This window comes from Nocardia sp. NPDC052566, assembly GCF_044547285.1.
Classification (GTDB): Bacteria; Actinomycetota; Actinomycetes; order Mycobacteriales; family Mycobacteriaceae; genus Nocardia.
Window position 1 is genome coordinate 768965 of record NZ_JBIUAF010000001.1, and the last position, 14933, is coordinate 783897.

General features: G+C 66.3%; 13 protein-coding genes. 11 read left to right on the forward strand and 2 right to left on the reverse strand.

The window, feature by feature from the left end:
* Positions 1–82 precede the first annotated feature (82 nt).
* Genes ACIG5A_RS03240 through ACIG5A_RS03265 form a run of 6 tightly spaced genes read left to right on the forward strand, consistent with a single transcriptional unit; the run spans position 83 to position 8495 of the window.
* A complete protein-coding gene (locus ACIG5A_RS03240; protein ID WP_397237153.1) occupies positions 83–2998 on the forward strand; it encodes an FAD-binding and (Fe-S)-binding domain-containing protein in 2916 nt (971 codons plus the stop codon).
* 9 nt (positions 2999–3007) lie between these two features.
* Positions 3008–3775 carry a fumarylacetoacetate hydrolase family protein gene (locus tag ACIG5A_RS03245; RefSeq protein ID WP_397237155.1) on the forward strand — a complete coding sequence of 256 codons (768 nt, stop codon included), beginning with the start codon at positions 3008–3010 and terminating at the stop codon, positions 3773–3775.
* Between the two features lie 15 nt (positions 3776–3790).
* Positions 3791–4615: a hydroxypyruvate isomerase family protein gene (locus ACIG5A_RS03250; protein WP_397237157.1), complete on the forward strand. Its 825-nt coding sequence runs from the start codon at positions 3791–3793 to the stop codon at positions 4613–4615.
* Positions 4608–5507 carry a 2-hydroxy-3-oxopropionate reductase gene (locus ACIG5A_RS03255; protein ID WP_397237159.1) on the forward strand — a complete coding sequence of 300 codons (900 nt, stop codon included), beginning with the start codon at positions 4608–4610 and terminating at the stop codon, positions 5505–5507. Before ACIG5A_RS03250 ends, ACIG5A_RS03255 begins: the two co-directional genes overlap by 8 nt.
* 2 nt (positions 5508–5509) lie before the next feature.
* On the forward strand, positions 5510–7285 hold the full coding sequence (gene gcl, locus ACIG5A_RS03260) for a glyoxylate carboligase (protein WP_397237161.1): 1776 nt from the start codon (positions 5510–5512) through the stop codon (positions 7283–7285).
* The gene (locus ACIG5A_RS03265; protein WP_397237163.1) at positions 7254–8495 is read left to right on the forward strand and encodes a glycerate kinase; all 1242 of its coding nucleotides are present in this window, start codon (positions 7254–7256) and stop codon (positions 8493–8495) included. The genes gcl and ACIG5A_RS03265 overlap by 32 nt, the downstream gene beginning before the upstream one ends.
* On the opposite strand, the gene ACIG5A_RS03270 is transcribed toward ACIG5A_RS03265, so the two are convergent.
* Positions 8451–8852, reverse strand: a complete 402-nt coding sequence (locus ACIG5A_RS03270) for a hypothetical protein (RefSeq protein ID WP_397237165.1) — start codon at positions 8850–8852, stop codon at positions 8451–8453. The genes ACIG5A_RS03265 and ACIG5A_RS03270 overlap by 45 nt on opposite strands.
* Before the next feature lie 480 nt (positions 8853–9332).
* On the opposite strand from ACIG5A_RS03270, the gene ACIG5A_RS03275 reads away from it, so the two are divergent.
* From ACIG5A_RS03275 to ACIG5A_RS03290, 4 genes are read left to right on the forward strand one after another with little or no spacing between them, the layout of a single operon-like run.
* Entirely contained in the window at positions 9333–10628 is a 1296-nt protein-coding gene (locus ACIG5A_RS03275; RefSeq protein WP_397237167.1) for a phage head morphogenesis protein, read from the forward strand.
* Positions 10625–11158: an LpqN/LpqT family lipoprotein gene (locus tag ACIG5A_RS03280; RefSeq protein ID WP_397237169.1), complete on the forward strand. Its 534-nt coding sequence runs from the start codon at positions 10625–10627 to the stop codon at positions 11156–11158. Before ACIG5A_RS03275 ends, ACIG5A_RS03280 begins: the two co-directional genes overlap by 4 nt.
* 14 nt (positions 11159–11172) lie before the next feature.
* The gene (locus ACIG5A_RS03285) at positions 11173–11457 is read left to right on the forward strand and encodes a hypothetical protein (RefSeq protein WP_397237171.1); all 285 of its coding nucleotides are present in this window, start codon (positions 11173–11175) and stop codon (positions 11455–11457) included.
* A gap of 31 nt (positions 11458–11488) precedes the next feature.
* Complete coding sequence (locus ACIG5A_RS03290; RefSeq protein WP_397237173.1) at positions 11489–12340, forward strand: LysR family transcriptional regulator; 852 nt, start codon at positions 11489–11491, stop codon at positions 12338–12340.
* Here ACIG5A_RS03290 and glpT read toward each other — a convergent pair whose 3' ends face one another.
* Positions 12341–13702 carry a glycerol-3-phosphate transporter gene (gene glpT, locus ACIG5A_RS03295; RefSeq protein ID WP_397237175.1) on the reverse strand — a complete coding sequence of 454 codons (1362 nt, stop codon included), beginning with the start codon at positions 13700–13702 and terminating at the stop codon, positions 12341–12343.
* A 100-nt stretch (positions 13703–13802) separates the two neighbouring features.
* Here glpT and ACIG5A_RS03300 point away from each other — a divergent pair, with 100 nt between their 5' ends.
* Positions 13803–14906, forward strand: coding sequence for a glycerophosphodiester phosphodiesterase (locus ACIG5A_RS03300; protein ID WP_397237177.1), 1104 nt, complete (start codon positions 13803–13805; stop codon positions 14904–14906).
* The last annotated feature ends 27 nt before the right edge of the window (positions 14907–14933 follow it).

Here is a 14933-nt window from a genome sequence, read left to right on the forward strand (position 1 = left end):
GCGCGGCGGTGGATCCGTGCCGGCGGATCCGCCGCCGTACCGGGGTGCTGTTGCCGACAACTATGGAGCACAAGGAGTTCCGATGACGCTCTCGATCGTCACCGATGCGGCCGCCCTGGAGCGCGCCCTGCGCGAGACGATGGACGGCGAGGTCGCCTTCGACGACTACAGCCGCCATATCTTCTCCCGTGACGCAAGTATGTACGCGATAACCCCACTGGGCGTGGCGTTTCCGCGGCACGCCGACGACGTCGCCGCCGCGGTGCGCGCCGCCGGAGCGCGCGGTGTGCCGATCGTGGCGCGCGGCGCGGGCACGAGCCTGGCGGGCCAAACCGTCGGCCCCGGGCTGGTACTCGACCTGTCCCGGCACATGAACCGCATCATCGAGATCGATCCGGTGGCGCGCACCGCGCTGGTCGAGGTCGGGGTGGTGCAGGATCAGCTCAACCAGGCCGCCGCCGCGCACGGCCTGATGTTCGGGCCGGACACCTCGACCAGTAACCGGGCCACCATCGGCGGGATGATCGGAAACAATTCCGCGGGAAGCGGTTCGCTGACCTACGGCATGACCATCGATCATGTCCGCGCGCTGGATGTCGTGCTCTCCGACGGTTCGCGGGCCAGGCTCGAACCCGTCGACGAGATCGAACGCAAGCGCCGGGCGACCGTGCAGACGCTGGAAGGCCGGATATACCAAGAACTTTCGGATTTGGTCAGCGGGCACGAGGAGATCATCAGGAACGGGATGCCCACGTTCTGGCGGCGGGCGGGCGGCTACCGGCTCGACCGGCTGCTCGGCTTCGGCGCGGACCACCCGTTCGACCTGGCGAAGTTCGTGGTCGGCGCGGAGGGCACGTTGGTGATCGCCACGCACGCGCTGGTCGACCTGGTGCCCAAGCCCGCGCGCACCGTCTACGCCGTCGGCCACTTCACCGACACGATGCGCGCCATCGCGGCCACCACCGACGCGCTGAGCTGTGCGCCCAACCAGGTCGAGCTGATGGATCGCACCATCCTGGACCTGTCCCGGCAGAAGATCGAATACGCCGGGCTCGGCGACATCCTCGTCGGCGATCCCGGTGCGCTGCTGTTCGTTTCGTTCTCCGGTGACGACGACGCCGCGCTCATCGCCGGGCTCGATCGGCTCGACGCGCTGTGGCAGCGCAACGGGCACGGCTACCACACGCTGCGCGCGGTGACCCCCGCCGATCAGAAGGCACTGCTCAAGGTGCGCAAGTCCAGCCTCGGCCTGCTGATGGCCGCGGGCGAGGGCACCCGCCGCCCGCTCGCCTTCGTCGAGGACACCGCCGTCGATCCCGCGCACCTGGCCGCATACACCAAGCGGTTCAAGGAGATTCTCGACGAGCACGAGCTCGACGCCGGGTTCTACGGCCACTGCTCGGTGGGCTGCCTGCACATCAGGCCGTTCGTCGACCTGACCGATCCGGCGCAGGTGGCCAAGATGCGCACAGTCGCCGAGGCCGTCAAGGATCTCGTCGCCGAATACGGCGGGGTGAACTCCAGCGAGCACGGCGACGGCCTGGCCCGCAGCGAGTTCAACCGGGAGATCTTCGGCGACGAGCTGTACGAGGCGATGCGAAAGGTCAAGCGGCTCTTCGATCCACACGGCGTCATGAATCCGGGCAAGATCGTCGACGCGCCCTCGATGACCGAGAACCTGCGCGACCGCGACGCGCTGCCGCCTGCGCCGCCGCTGACGACGGCGCTGAAGTTCGAGGTCGTCGGCGGTATGCGCGGCGCGGCGGACCGGTGCATGAACATCGGACTGTGCCGCAAGGCCACCACCGGCGTGATGTGCCCGTCCTATATCGCGACCAAGAACGAGGAACACGCCACCCGCGGCCGGGCCAACGCGCTGGTGAAGGCGCTGTCCGAACCGGATCCGCACGCGGCGCTCGGCGGCGAGCGGCTGCACGAGATCCTCGATCTGTGCCTGATGTGCAAGGCGTGCAAGAGCGAATGCCCGATGAGCGTCGATATGGCCTCACTCAAGGCCGAGACGCTGTCGCATCATCACGAGATCCACGGAATACCGTTGCGCTCACGGATTTTCGGCTCGATCCGGTTCCTCAACCGGCTCGGTTCGGCGACCGCTCCGGTTTCGAACCTGCCGGGCCGGGTCGGCGTCCTGCGCCGGATGATGGACCGCACGCTCGGCATCGCGGCGGCCCGTCCACTGCCGGTCTATCAGCGCGTCAACCTGCTGCGCTGGTTCCGCAGGCACCGGTCCGTGGTCCATGCGCCGGTGGGGACGGTCAACTGGCTCGCCGATTCGTTCACCACCTTCACCGAGCCGCATATCGGCCAGGCGGCGATCGAACTGCTCGAGCGCTCGGGCTGGCGCGTCGAGCTGGCGGGCGGCGGCTGCTGCGGCCGGTCGAGCATGTCGAAGGGGCTGCTCGACGACGCGAAGAAGAAGGCGACCGGGCTGATCGACGCGCTCGCGGCGAATACCGAGCCCGGGTCGCCCATCGTCGGCTGCGAGCCCTCGTGCCTGTTCATGCTGCGCGACGAACACACCGCACTGCTGCCGGATTCGGCGGCGGTACGCGATATCGCGGGCCGGGTCAGGCAGGTGGAGGAACTGCTCACCGCGGCGATCGACGCGGGACGGCTACCGCTGCGGGCGGATTCGCCGCTCGCGGGGCGGCGGATCGTGTTCCACGGTCACTGCCATCAGAAGGCCGAGGTCGGCACGGCGGCCACCATGGCACTGCTGCAACGGATTCCGGGCGTCGAGGTCATGGAGATCGAGTCGGGCTGCTGCGGCATGGCGGGCTCGTTCGGGTTCGAGTCCGAGCACTACGAGACCTCGCTCATCGTCGGCGGCGACCGGCTGTTCCCCGCGCTCGCCGCCGAACCCGAGGACACCATCGTCGCCGCGACCGGTGTGTCGTGCAGGCAGCAGATCTTCCACGGCGCGGGCCGCACCGCGTGGCACCCGGTCGAGCTGGTGCGCCAGGCGCTGGCTGAATAGGAGAGTTTCATGCGTATTGTTCGCTATTCGCTCAACGGTCTGGTGGGGCGAGGTGTGCTGCTGGGCGATGTCGTGCACGAATTCCCGAGTGGGAGTGCCGAACCGGGCGCGGAAGTAGCCGGAGTGACCGAGCTGACGCTGCTTTCGCCCTGCGATCCGCGCACCATCGTCTGCGCGGGCAGCAACTATGGCAGTCAGATCATCGAGAAGGGCCTGCCGTGGCCGCGGCAGCCGTCGCTGTTCCTCAAGACTCCCAACGCGATCGCCGGGCCTGGCACGCCGATTCTGCGGCCACCGGGCGTCGCGCGGCTGGAATACGAGGGTGAGCTGGCCGTCGTCATCGGGCGCACGGCACGCGACGTCCCCGTCGAGCGCGCGGCGGAGTTCGTGCTCGGCTACACCTGCGCCAACGACGTGACCGCGGACGACTGGCGCGCGGACGGCCAGTGGGCCCGTGCGAAGAGCGCCGATACCTTCTGCCCGCTCGGTCCGTGGATCGAGACCGATATCGCCGATCCGTCCACGCTGCGGATCACCACCTGGCTCGACGGCCGTGTGGTGCAACAGGAGTCGACCTCGGACATGGTGTTCGGGGTGTGGGAGCTGCTGGCCTTCGTCACCAGGTGGATCACGCTCGAACCCGGCGATGTGCTGCTGACCGGCAGTCCTGGCGGGGTCGGCCCGATGGCCTCCGGCGCCACCGTCGAGGTCGAGATCTCCGGCATCGGCAGGCTGCGCAATGTGGTGGCCGAGCGGACTTCCCACGAAATGGTTTGAGAGAGAGGAGGACTCATGTCGCACTCGTTGCGCTACGAAGTCAACTGTTCGATCCTGTTCACCGAATTGCCGCTGCTGGAACGGCCCGACGCGGCGCGGCGCGCGGGCTTCGACGCGGTCGAATTCTGGTGGCCGTTCGCCGAGGCGGTGCCGGGCGACAAAGAGGTCGATGCGTTCGTCGCCGCGATCGACAACTCGGGCGCCGAGCTGGTCGGCCTGAATTTCGCGGCGGGGGATATGCCCGGCGGGGATCGAGGACTGGTGTCCTGGCCCGTCCGCTCCACGGAGTTCCGCGACAATGTCGCGGTCACCCTCGGCATCGGCGAACGGCTCGGCTGCCGAATGTTCAACGCCCTGTACGGAAATCGCGTGGACGACGCGTCGGCGGCACGGCAGGACGAAGTGGGCGCGGCGAATCTCGCCGTCGCCGCGAGTGCCGCCGCCCGTATCGGTGGCACGGTGCTGGTCGAGCCGGTGAGCGGTGCGAGCCGCTACCCGCTGCGCTCCGCGGCCGATGCCGTCGCCGTGATCGACCGGGTCCGAGCGGATTCGGGTGTCGGAAACATCCGGCTGCTCGCCGATCTCTATCACCTGGCCTGCAATGGCGACGATGTCGACAAGGTCATCGCCGATCACGTTGCCAGGATCGGACATGTCCAGATCGCCGACGATCCGGGGCGTGGTGCGCCGGGCAGCGGCGAACTGCCGCTGGGCCGCTGGCTCACGGACCTCGAGGCGGGCGGCTACCGGGGGTGGGTCGGACTCGAATACCGGGCCGCTGGCGCGGCCGCCGACAGTTTCGATTGGATCCCACGCGAAAGGCGTACCGCTCGTGCCTGAAAAGACCACCATCGCCTTTATCGGCCTCGGCATCATGGGCAGCCCGATGGCCGTCCATCTCGCCCGTGCCGGTTACCCGGTGATCGGTTACAACCGCAGCCCGGACAAGACCCGAGAACTCGTCGCGGTCGGCGGCCAGGCGGCCACCTCGATCGCCGAGGCGGTCCGCGACGCCGAGGTGGTGTGCGTGATGGTGCCCGATTCACCGGATGTCACAGCCGTTTTGGCGGGGCCGGGTGGCGTCTTCGACAACGCGAAACCGGGCACGCTGATCATCGACTTCTCCAGCATCCGGCCCGATGTCACGGTCGTGCTCGCGCAACAGGCCGCGCAGCGTGGCTTCCACCTGCTGGACGCCCCCGTATCCGGCGGCGAGGCGGGTGCGATGCAGGCCAGCCTGTCGATCATGGTCGGTGGTACCGCCGCGGACTTCGACGCCGCGAAGCCCGTGTTCGAGTCGGTCGGCAAGACCGTGGTCCATGTGGGGCCCAACGGTTCCGGGCAGACGGTGAAGGCCGCGAACCAGCTGATCGTCGCCACCAATATTCAAGCGCTCGCCGAGGCGGTGGTCTTTCTCGAGGCCAACGGCGTCGACACCGAAGCGGCCATGCGGGTACTCGGTGGTGGGCTGGCCGGATCGAAGGTGCTGGAGCAGAAGCAGGGCAACATGCTGAATAGGTCCTTCGCGCCCGGTTTCCGAATCGCGTTGCACGACAAGGACATGGGGATCGTCACGGCGGCGGCGAACGCGGCGGGCGTGATACTGCCGGTCGGCTCCCTGGTCGCCCGGCTGATGGCCGCCGCGGTCGACGCGGGGGACGGCGGGCTCGATCACAGCGGGCTGCTGCGCGGTGTGGAACGACTCAGCGGACGTTCGGATGAGGAGAACTGACGATGGCTCGGATGCGGGCGGTCGATGCCGCCGTGCTGATCCTGGAAAAAGAAGGCGCGACTCAGGCTTTCGGTTTGCCTGGTGCTGCGATCAATCCGTTCTACAGTGCGATGAAGGCGCATGGTGGGATCAGGCATGTGCTGGCTCGTCATGTGGAGGCTGCTTCGCATATGGCCGAGGGGTTCACCCGTGCGGCGGCGGGGAATATCGGTGTCTGCATCGGCACTTCGGGTCCTGCGGGTACGGACATGATTACCGGGTTGTATTCGGCGAGTGCGGATTCCATCCCGATTCTGTGCATCACCGGTCAGGCGCCGGTGTCGAAGTTGCACAAGGAGGATTTCCAGGCGGTCGATATCGCTTCGATCGCGGCACCGGTGAGTAAGTGGGCGGTGACGGTGTTGGAGCCTGCTCAGGTGCCGGGGACGTTCCAGAAGGCGTTCCGGTTGATGCGTGAGGGTCGTCCGGGTCCGGTGTTGATCGATCTGCCGATTGATGTGCAGCTCGCGGAGATCGAGTTCGATATCGACACCTACGAGCCGCTGGAAGTGCATCGCCCGGCCGCCTCGCGTGCCCAGGCCGAGAAGGCGCTCGACATGTTGTACACCGCCGAGCGGCCGTTGATCGTGGCCGGTGGCGGCGTCGTCAACGCCGATGCGGCGGCACTGCTCGTCGAATTCGCGGAGCTGACCGGCGTTCCGGTGGTGCCGACCCTGATGGGGTGGGGCACCATTCCCGATGATCATCCGCTGCATGCGGGGATGGTGGGGTTGCAGACCTCGCATCGGTACGGCAACGAAAGTCTGCTTGCGTCGGACTTCGTGCTCGGTATCGGCAACCGATGGGCCAATCGGCATACCGGTGGCGTCGAAACATATACGAAGGACCGTACTTTCGTGCATGTGGATATCGAGCCGACGCAGATCGGCCGGGTGTTCGCACCGGACTTCGGCATCACCTCCGACGCGGGTGCGGCACTGACGGTATTCCTGGCGGCGGCGCGCGATCGGGCCGTCGAGGGCGAACTGCCCGATCGAACCGCTTGGGCTTCGCAGTGCCGGGCACGAAAGCAGCAGGGGCAGCGCAAGACTCACTTCGACAATGTGCCGATCAAGCCGCAGCGGGTGTACGAGGAGATGAACCGGGCCTTCGGCCCGGATGTCCGTTACGTCAGCACCATCGGACTTTCGCAGATCCAGGCCGCCCAGCTGCTGCATGTGTATCGGCCCCGGCACTGGATCAATGCCGGGCAGGCCGGACCGTTGGGCTGGACGTTACCCGCGGCGCTCGGGGTGGCGACCGCCGATCCGGATGCCACGGTCGTCGCGCTGTCCGGTGACTACGACTTCCAGTTCCTCATCGAGGAATTGGCCGTCGGCGCACAGTTCAACATCCCGTATATCCATGTGCTGGTGAACAACTCGTACCTCGGCCTGATCCGCCAGGCGCAACGGCAGTTCAGCATGGACTATTACGTGCGGCTCGACTTCGACAACATCAACAGCCCCGAGGTCGGCGGCTACGGTGTGGACCACCTGAAGGTGGCGGAAGGCCTGGGCTGCAAAGCGATTCGCGTCTTCGATCCGCAGTGGATCGGCCCCGCGCTGGAAGACGCGAAGAAGCTCATGGCCGATTATCGGGTGCCCGTCGTCGTCGAGGTGATCCTCGAACGCGTGACGAACGTGTCGATGGGACTCGAGATCGACAGCATCGTCGAGTTCGAAGAGCTGGCCACCGGTCCCGAGGATGCCCCGACCGCAACGGTATTCCGTGACTGACCGCACGACGACTGACCGCACGACACCGCGGGTGCTGATCGCGTCCGACAAGTTCAAGGGAACGCTGACCGCGGCCGAGGTCGGTGCCGCTGTCGGCGCAGGTATTCACCGCGTACTACCGGCCGCCTCGGTCTCGGTCGTCCCGGTGGCCGACGGCGGTGACGGCACCGTCGTCGCCGCGCTGGCCGCCGGGTTCGAGGCATTCCCGGTGATCGCGTCGGGACCGACAGGTGCGCCGGTGGCCACCAGATACGCGCGACGCGGTGACCTCGCGGTGGTGGAACTCGCCGACGTCTCCGGACTGACCCGACTGCCAGGAGGTCGCCTCGATCCGATGGTCGCAACCAGCCGAGGCACCGGCGAGGTGATCGCCGCCGCGGTCGACGCGGGCTGTTGGCAGATCGTCCTCGGCATCGGCGGCAGCGCGGGCACCGACGGCGGCGCGGGCCTGCTGCAAGCGCTGGGCGCCGACCTGCTCGACGTCGCCGGAGCGCCGATAAGCCCCGGCGGCAACGCACTTCGGCAGCTGGCAACCATCGACCTGACCGCACTGCGACAGCGAATGTCCGGTATCGAGATCACCCTGGCCAACGACGTGGACAACCCACTCACCGGCCGACGCGGCGCGGCAGTGGTGTACGGCCCGCAAAAGGGTGCTGACGCAACCCAAGTGGCGGTGCTCGACGCGGCCCTCACCCACTGGGCCGATCTCCTCGCCGAGGCCACCGGCACCGACGTGCGCGACGCCCCCGGCGCCGGTGCTGCGGGCGGTGCCGGCTTTGCGGTACTCGCCGTCCTCGCCGCTCACCAGCGCCCAGGCATCGACCTGGTACTCGACCTGATCGGATTCGCCGACCATCTCGCGGACGCTGACCTGGTCATCACCGGCGAAGGCGCACTGGACGACCAAACCCTGCACGGCAAAACCGTCACCGGCATCGTCACGGCCGCCCACACCGCCGGTATCCCGGTCGTCGCGGTATGCGGCCAAAACCTGCTGTCCCACACCGAATTACGCACCGCGGGCATCGCCGCCGCCTATCCCCTCACCGACCTGGACCCCGACCTCGTCCGCTGCCACACCGATGCACCGGGGCTCCTGGAACGCCTCGGCGAGCGGATCGCCACCGACCACCTACGCCCCGCCGAGCCCGCGCCCGACCCGTCAGAACGGGGGGACGTCGCTGGTTCTGGCGTTGCCGGTGGGTGACGGTTTCAGCTGGATCTCCCAGTTGGACTCTTCGTCGAATGGATCGTTGAACTTCTGGAATGTGCGGTCGCGGGTGAAGCCGAGGGTGGCTTGATCCCAGTCGATGCCGGACTTCAGGTAGACGAAGTAGGTGCCTGCGATTCCGCTGAGCGTGGCTTCGGATCTGCCGTGCACGTAGATCGTCGCCTGCGGTGCCTTCGGGTCGCCGTTGGTCACCACCACGGCGTAGTCCCTGGTGTTGTCGTTGATGATGTGCAGCTCGCCCGGACCCACAAGGCCGTCCTGTTGCACGATCTCGCCGTTATCGGCGCGGCGGTTCACCAGGGGAGGCGGTGGCGGCGCGGGGATGTGGGTCACGGGGAACCGCGGCGCCGATTCCGTGGTCGTCGTTGTCGTTGTCGTTGTCGTTGTCGTAGAGCGAGACTGGTCCTGCGCAGTCCCGCACCCTCCTGCCAGCGCTGCGGCCGTTATCGCGGCAACGACCAGCCAGCCTCGTTTCGACATTATTTCCCCCTGTGTTCTTGCGCGGAGCGCCGAGCCTGCTCCTCATTCGAGTATCACTCGTAATGGCCGGGATGTCAGTGCCATTCCGCAACCGGCGAAATTTGCGAACGGATCGCTGTCGGACCTGTTCGGCAGCGTTACCCGATCCTGTTACTGGCACCGGTATCTGTTGCCCCGCTGGATGATTCGGTACACGGGTCCCTGTTTTCCGGTATTGACTCCGGTTTCCGTCGAGGTTAGCGTGTGATCAATTGGTGGCTCGAATCCGATACGAATACGGGGGTATTCGATGAGGGGCTGTATTCACTCACCGGGTCGGGGGTTGCTCGACCTATGATCGACATCGACGACATCGATAGATGGAATGTCGCCGACATCGAGAAGGTGTTTCAGGTGTGCTCGTCGCATGCCGAGCACTGTGATGACCGGTCGACGAATCTCGGTAGCCTGCAGGCGTTCGAGAGCTGGGATGGTGAGGCCTCGGCGGCTGCGAAGCGGTCGATCGGCAAGACTCGCGTCGACTTCGATTCGCACGGAACGCATGTCGCGGCCATCGCGAAGGCGGCCAAAACCGCGGCCGACGAGGTCTCCACGATCAAATCGAAGTTGACCGGTCTGCGCGGCGAGGCGAGCAAGGATGGGTTCCGTATCAACGGCGACGGCACGGTCGTCCGAACCATCCAGGGCCCCTACACCTCCGAACAGCTCGCGGTGTTCGAGGGGAAACGCAAGGCGCTACAGCTCGATGTCAACCAGTTGCTGATCAACGCCCAGATGGTGGACACCGATCTGGCCGCGGCGATCAAGGGCGCCGACGGCGAGACGAGTCCGGAGGAGCTGGCCAAGCAGAACCACGATCCGACCTACGCCGCCGTCTACGGCCTCAAATCGCTCGGCCTGCCGGAATATCCGGAGTTCTCGCTGTCCGACGTCGAGGCGCGGAATTGGGATGCCCTGGGCAAGTTGAAGATCGACGAATTGAACAAGCAATTGGAGCGGGCCGGGGTTCCGCTCGAAGAACGATCGAAGATCGCCCAGCAGCTGCGCAACGAGGTACGGGCACGGGCTCGCGACCTGATGTCGAATAGGCCGGGGGCGCAATACCTCGCCGAGAACGAGAAGAACTATGGATCGTTCGAGGAGGCGGTTCGGGACAAGATGACCAGGAAGGGTTTGACTCGGGAACAGGCGCTGCAGGACATCATCGATACCTCGACCAAGGGCCGTGCCTCGGTGAACGAGGCGCTCGGTGTCGATTCGAAGAATCCGCAGCTCCCCGATCCGAAGGAGGTCCGCGCCCGTATGGGCGGTGTCGAACCGGCAGCCGTGGCCGAGGGTGCGGGGAGTAAGGCCTTGCGGATCGCGGGTAAGGCGGCGATTCCGTTGGCGGCGGCTTATGAGGTGTATGACGGCTATAACCAGGTGAAGGCGGGTAACGAGACGGTGCCCGAGGCGGTCGGTAAGGGTGTGGGCGCGGTGGGCGGTATGGTGGCTGGCGCGGAGGTCGGCGCTACTATCGGTGCGTTCGGTGGGCCTATCGGTGCCGGTGTGGGTGGCGTGGTCGGTGGTGTCGTCGGTGGTATCGCGGGCAGTTCGGTGGGTAAGACGATCGGTGGGTGGTTCTCTTGAGCATTGGCACGATCTATGAGGCGCTCGGGTCGGTCGCGATCAGCAGCCATCGGGTGACCAACCCGCGCTCGATCCCCGGCGCGGTCGTGATCGAGCTCGATCCCGATGCGTGGGAAGAGCTTTCGGGTGAGAGTTCGGGATATCTGCGGGTGTACGGGTTGAAATCGGCGGAGCAGAGCGGGTTCCGGAGCAATGTCGTTGTCGTGTTGACGCGGGTCATCGTGAACAATGGTGTGGATTTGGCGGATCTGGTCGAGCACGCCTTCGTCGACGCGCGCCGGTTGCCGGGATGGCGTGAGGAGCAGGCGCAGGTGTGGCCCGCGGCGAATCGGCACTCGGGCTGGTCGGTTCAGGCGGGGCTGTATCAGTCCGGTGAGCAGTCGCTGTACACGGTGACCCAGTACGCGGTGTATCAGCGCGCCAATGTCGGTTATCTGTTGCAGGCCACCGGTACTACCGCGGAGGCGGACCGGTCGCGGTATGGCAGCCTGATCGACAAGGTTGTGCGTAGCGTGAATTTCGAGGACTGAGAGGGGGCACGTACATGGTCAATCGTTCCAGCGAGATCACCGATCTCGAAGAAGCGCTCGGCGCGATCGTGGTGTTCACCGAGGACGCCGACGACAGCAGCTGGATGATCGGGCGGACACCACGGCAAACATTGCATGTCCGGTTGGGTGATTTCCCGGACGAGGAGATGTGGTCGCTGTGGCTGGGCCACGACCGGTGGATGGACTTCACCCAACCACCCGAGGGCTGGACGCTACAGATCAGCGACAAGGGCTGGCCCGATACCGCCGCCGATCACGGAGCGCGATCTATCCGGTAGTCGTGAACGCTCGACACGATAGATTGATCGGGTGTTCGAACCCGAGTTGCTCAGGACATTCCTCGCCGTAGAGCGGGCCGGTGGGTTCACCGCGGCCGGGCGGATTCTCGGGCTGCGGCAGTCCACCGTCAGTGGCCACGTCGCACGGTTGGAGAAGGCCGCCGGGCGGGAGTTGTTCCGGCGCGATACCCGCAATCTCGCGCTGACCGCGGACGGTGCGGCGATGGTCGGGTTCGCGCGGTCGATCCTGGAGGCGCAACATGCGGCGGAGCAGTACTTCTCGCAGTCGACGCTGACCGGCCTGGTCCGGCTCGGCGCATCCGATGACCTCGTCGCGACCCAGCTGCCCGATATCCTGCTCGACTTCCGCCGCAGCCATCCCGGCGTCGACCTACAGCTGACCGTCGGGCTCAGCGACAACCTGAAATCGAGGATGGCGGCGGGCGAACTGGATCTGGTCTTCGGAAAACGCTTGCCGGGTAAGGAGGAGGGCGAATTCCTCTTCCGTGACCGCCTGGTCTGGGCAGGCAGGCCGGAGGCCACGCCGCCGACCGACCCGGTACCGCTGGTCGTATACCCCGAGCCGAGCCTGACCCGCCGGGTCGGGCTGGAGACACTCGAGCGGGCAGGCCGCGCCTCGCGCGTCGCCTGCGTCAGCGATAGTCAACTAGGTCTGCGCGCCGCCGTGCTCGCCGGACTCGGCATCGCCGTCCATGTCGAAACACTGCTTCCCACGGGGCTTTTCCCGATCGACGACCCGAACCTGCCCGAACTCGGCGACCTCGAGTTCGTGCTCATCCATCGGCACGCCGTGTCGTCGGGGCCGGAGCAGGCGCTCAGCGAGGCGATCCTCGCCAATACGCGCCGGCTCCGGCAGCCGTGACTAGGCGTCGACCAGGTCGAGCCGCTCCTTGTGCTTCTTCTCGCTGACCATGGTGAGGATCAGCAGCAGCATCGCGGCGACACCGCCGCCGATGAGGATGGTGAAGCCGCCGTTCCAGCCGAGGTGGTCGACGGTGTAGCCGATGACCGCGCTGGCCGCGACCGAGCCGCCGAGGTAGCCGAACAGGCCGGTGAAGCCCGCGGCGGAACCGGCGGCCTTCTTCGACACCAGTTCCAGCGCGTGCAGGCCGATCAGCATGACCGGGCCGTAGATCAGGAAGCCGATGACGATCATGCAGGCCATGCTGACGCCGGGCATCGAGGCGGGCGCCATCCAGAACACCAGGGTCGCCACGGTCACCAGGCCCATGAACAGCACGCCGGTGGCGCCGCGGTTACCGCGAAACACCTTGTCCGACAGCCAGCCCGCGAGCAGCGTGCCGGGAATGCCCGCGTACTCGTAGAGGAAGTAGGCCCACGACGACTTGTCGAGGGTGAAGTGCTTGACCTCTTTGAGGTAGGTCGGCGACCAGTCGAGCACGCCGTAGCGCAGCAGGTACACGAACACATTCGCCAGCGCGATGTACCAGAGCAGCTTGTTCGGCAGGATGTACTTGGTGAAGATCTCCTTCGCGGTGAGCTCCACCTCGTCCTTGGCCGAGTAGTCCTTCGGGTAGTCGTTCTTGTACTCCTCGATCGGCGGCAGGCCCACCGACTGCGGTGTATCCCGCATGAGGACATAGGCGAAGATCGCCACGATGATCGCCAGGATCGCGGGCATGTAGAACGCCGAGCGCCAGTCGTGGAACCAGGCCATGCCGAGCAGGAACAGCAGCGGCGGCAGGCCACCGCCGACATTGTGCGCGGTGTTCCATACCGAGACGACCTGCCCGCGCTCCTTCTGTGACCACCAGTGCACCATGGTGCGGCCCGAGGGCGGCCAGCCCATGCCCTGGAACCAGCCACAGACGAACAGCAGTACGAACATGACGAGCACGCTCGAGGTCGACCAGTCCACGAAGCCCATGAAGAGCATGACCGAGGCCGACAGCACCAGGCCCAACGGCAGGAACACGCGCGGGTTGGCGCGGTCGGAGATCAGCCCCATGACGAACTTGGAGACGCCGTAGGCCAGTGAGATGGCCGAAAGCACCAGGCCCATCTGGCCTTTGGTGTAATCGCCGTGCTCGCCGTCGGTGAGGTAGGGGATGGCCAGCGTGAAGTTCTTGCGGACCAGGTAGTAGGCCGCGTAACCGAAGAAGATGCCGATGAAGATCTGCCATCGCAGCCGCTTGTACAACGGATCGATATCTCGCTCGGGCAACCGCTCCCGGTGGGGCGCGGGCGCGAGGATGCTCAGCATGTTCGGCCTCCAGCACTCATAGGCCCTCCTCGCCGAGGGCCGGCACGCACGTTAGCTGGGAATTGCCTGCAAGATCAAATTCGTGGTTAGCATACCGGCCATGACTTCCTTCCTATCCAGAGCAACGACCGTGCGGCGAACCATCGCCGTCCTCGGTGTCGCGGTTGCCGCAGTCGGGCTGACCGCGTGCGACAAGACCTCGGACGACAGCAAGGGGGCATCGAGCAGCAGCTCGGCGCAGGCCGACAAGAACCGGCCGTTCGATCTGCAGGCGCACCGCGGTGGCCGCGGCATGACCATCGAGGAGTCGCTGCCCGGCTTCGCCAAGGCCATCGAGCTCGGCGTCAGCACGCTGGAACTCGATATCGTGCTTACCAAGGACAAGGTCCCGGTGATCTGGCACGACCCGGTGATCCAGGCCGAGAAGTGCACCGACACCGCCGCCGCGTTCCCGGACGATCCGCAGTACCCGTACGTCGGCAAGGTGGTGCACGACCTCACCTACGATCAGGTCCGCACGCTCGACTGCGGTAGGAAGTTGGCGAATTTCACCGAGGCGCAAGAACTTCCGGGCAACAAGATCGCGCGCCTGCCCGAGCTGTTCGATCTGGTGAAGACCTACCCCGGCGCGTTCGAGGGCCTGCGCTACAACATCGAGACCAAGATCGAGGCGCAGAAGCCGGAGCAGTCGGCGACCCCCGAGGAGTTCGTCGACGTCATCCTCGGCGCGATCGACGCCGCGGGCGCCACCGGCAAGGTGGAGATCCAGAGCTTCGACTGGCGCAGCCTGCCGCTGGTGAAGGCGAAGAACCCGGCGATCCCGACGGTCGCGCTCTACGACGATTCGACGTTCAAGGCGGGCAGCGTGTGGCTGAGCCCGATCAAGTACGAGGACCACGCCGGTGACCCGCTCGGCGCGATCAAGGCGCTCGGCGCGGACATCTCCTCGCCGAGCTACGTGAACCCGTGGGACAGCAACGCCAAGGTCGGTGACAAGGGCTTCACCCTCACCACCTCCACGGAGTACGTGAAGAAGGCGCACGAGCTCGGCCTGCGGGTGATCCCGTGGACGGTCAACGACAAGGAGACCATCGCGCTCGTCCTCGACCAGGGCGTGGACGGCATCATCACCGACTACCCCAACCGTGCGCGAGAGGTGATGCGCGACAAGGGGATGCCGCTGCCCAAGGGGTACGTGAAGTAATACTCTCCGGCCGTTCACCCATCGGGG

What these genes read in the sequence shown, in the direction of transcription:
- ACIG5A_RS03285 (WP_397237171.1), top strand. Translation starts at nt 11,173, where the DNA reads ATGGTCAATCGTTCCAGCGAGATCACCGATCTCGAAGAAGCGCTCGGC.
- gcl (WP_397237161.1), top strand. Translation starts at nt 5,510, where the DNA reads ATGGCTCGGATGCGGGCGGTCGATGCCGCCGTGCTGATCCTGGAAAAA.
- ACIG5A_RS03245 (WP_397237155.1), top strand. Translation starts at nt 3,008, where the DNA reads ATGCGTATTGTTCGCTATTCGCTCAACGGTCTGGTGGGGCGAGGTGTG.
- ACIG5A_RS03240 (WP_397237153.1), top strand. Translation starts at nt 83, where the DNA reads ATGACGCTCTCGATCGTCACCGATGCGGCCGCCCTGGAGCGCGCCCTG.
- ACIG5A_RS03265 (WP_397237163.1), top strand. Translation starts at nt 7,254, where the DNA reads ATGCCCCGACCGCAACGGTATTCCGTGACTGACCGCACGACGACTGAC.
- ACIG5A_RS03275 (WP_397237167.1), top strand. Translation starts at nt 9,333, where the DNA reads ATGATCGACATCGACGACATCGATAGATGGAATGTCGCCGACATCGAG.
- ACIG5A_RS03300 (WP_397237177.1), top strand. Translation starts at nt 13,803, where the DNA reads ATGACTTCCTTCCTATCCAGAGCAACGACCGTGCGGCGAACCATCGCC.
- ACIG5A_RS03250 (WP_397237157.1), top strand. Translation starts at nt 3,791, where the DNA reads ATGTCGCACTCGTTGCGCTACGAAGTCAACTGTTCGATCCTGTTCACC.
- glpT (WP_397237175.1), bottom strand. Translation starts at nt 13,702, where the DNA reads ATGCTGAGCATCCTCGCGCCCGCGCCCCACCGGGAGCGGTTGCCCGAG.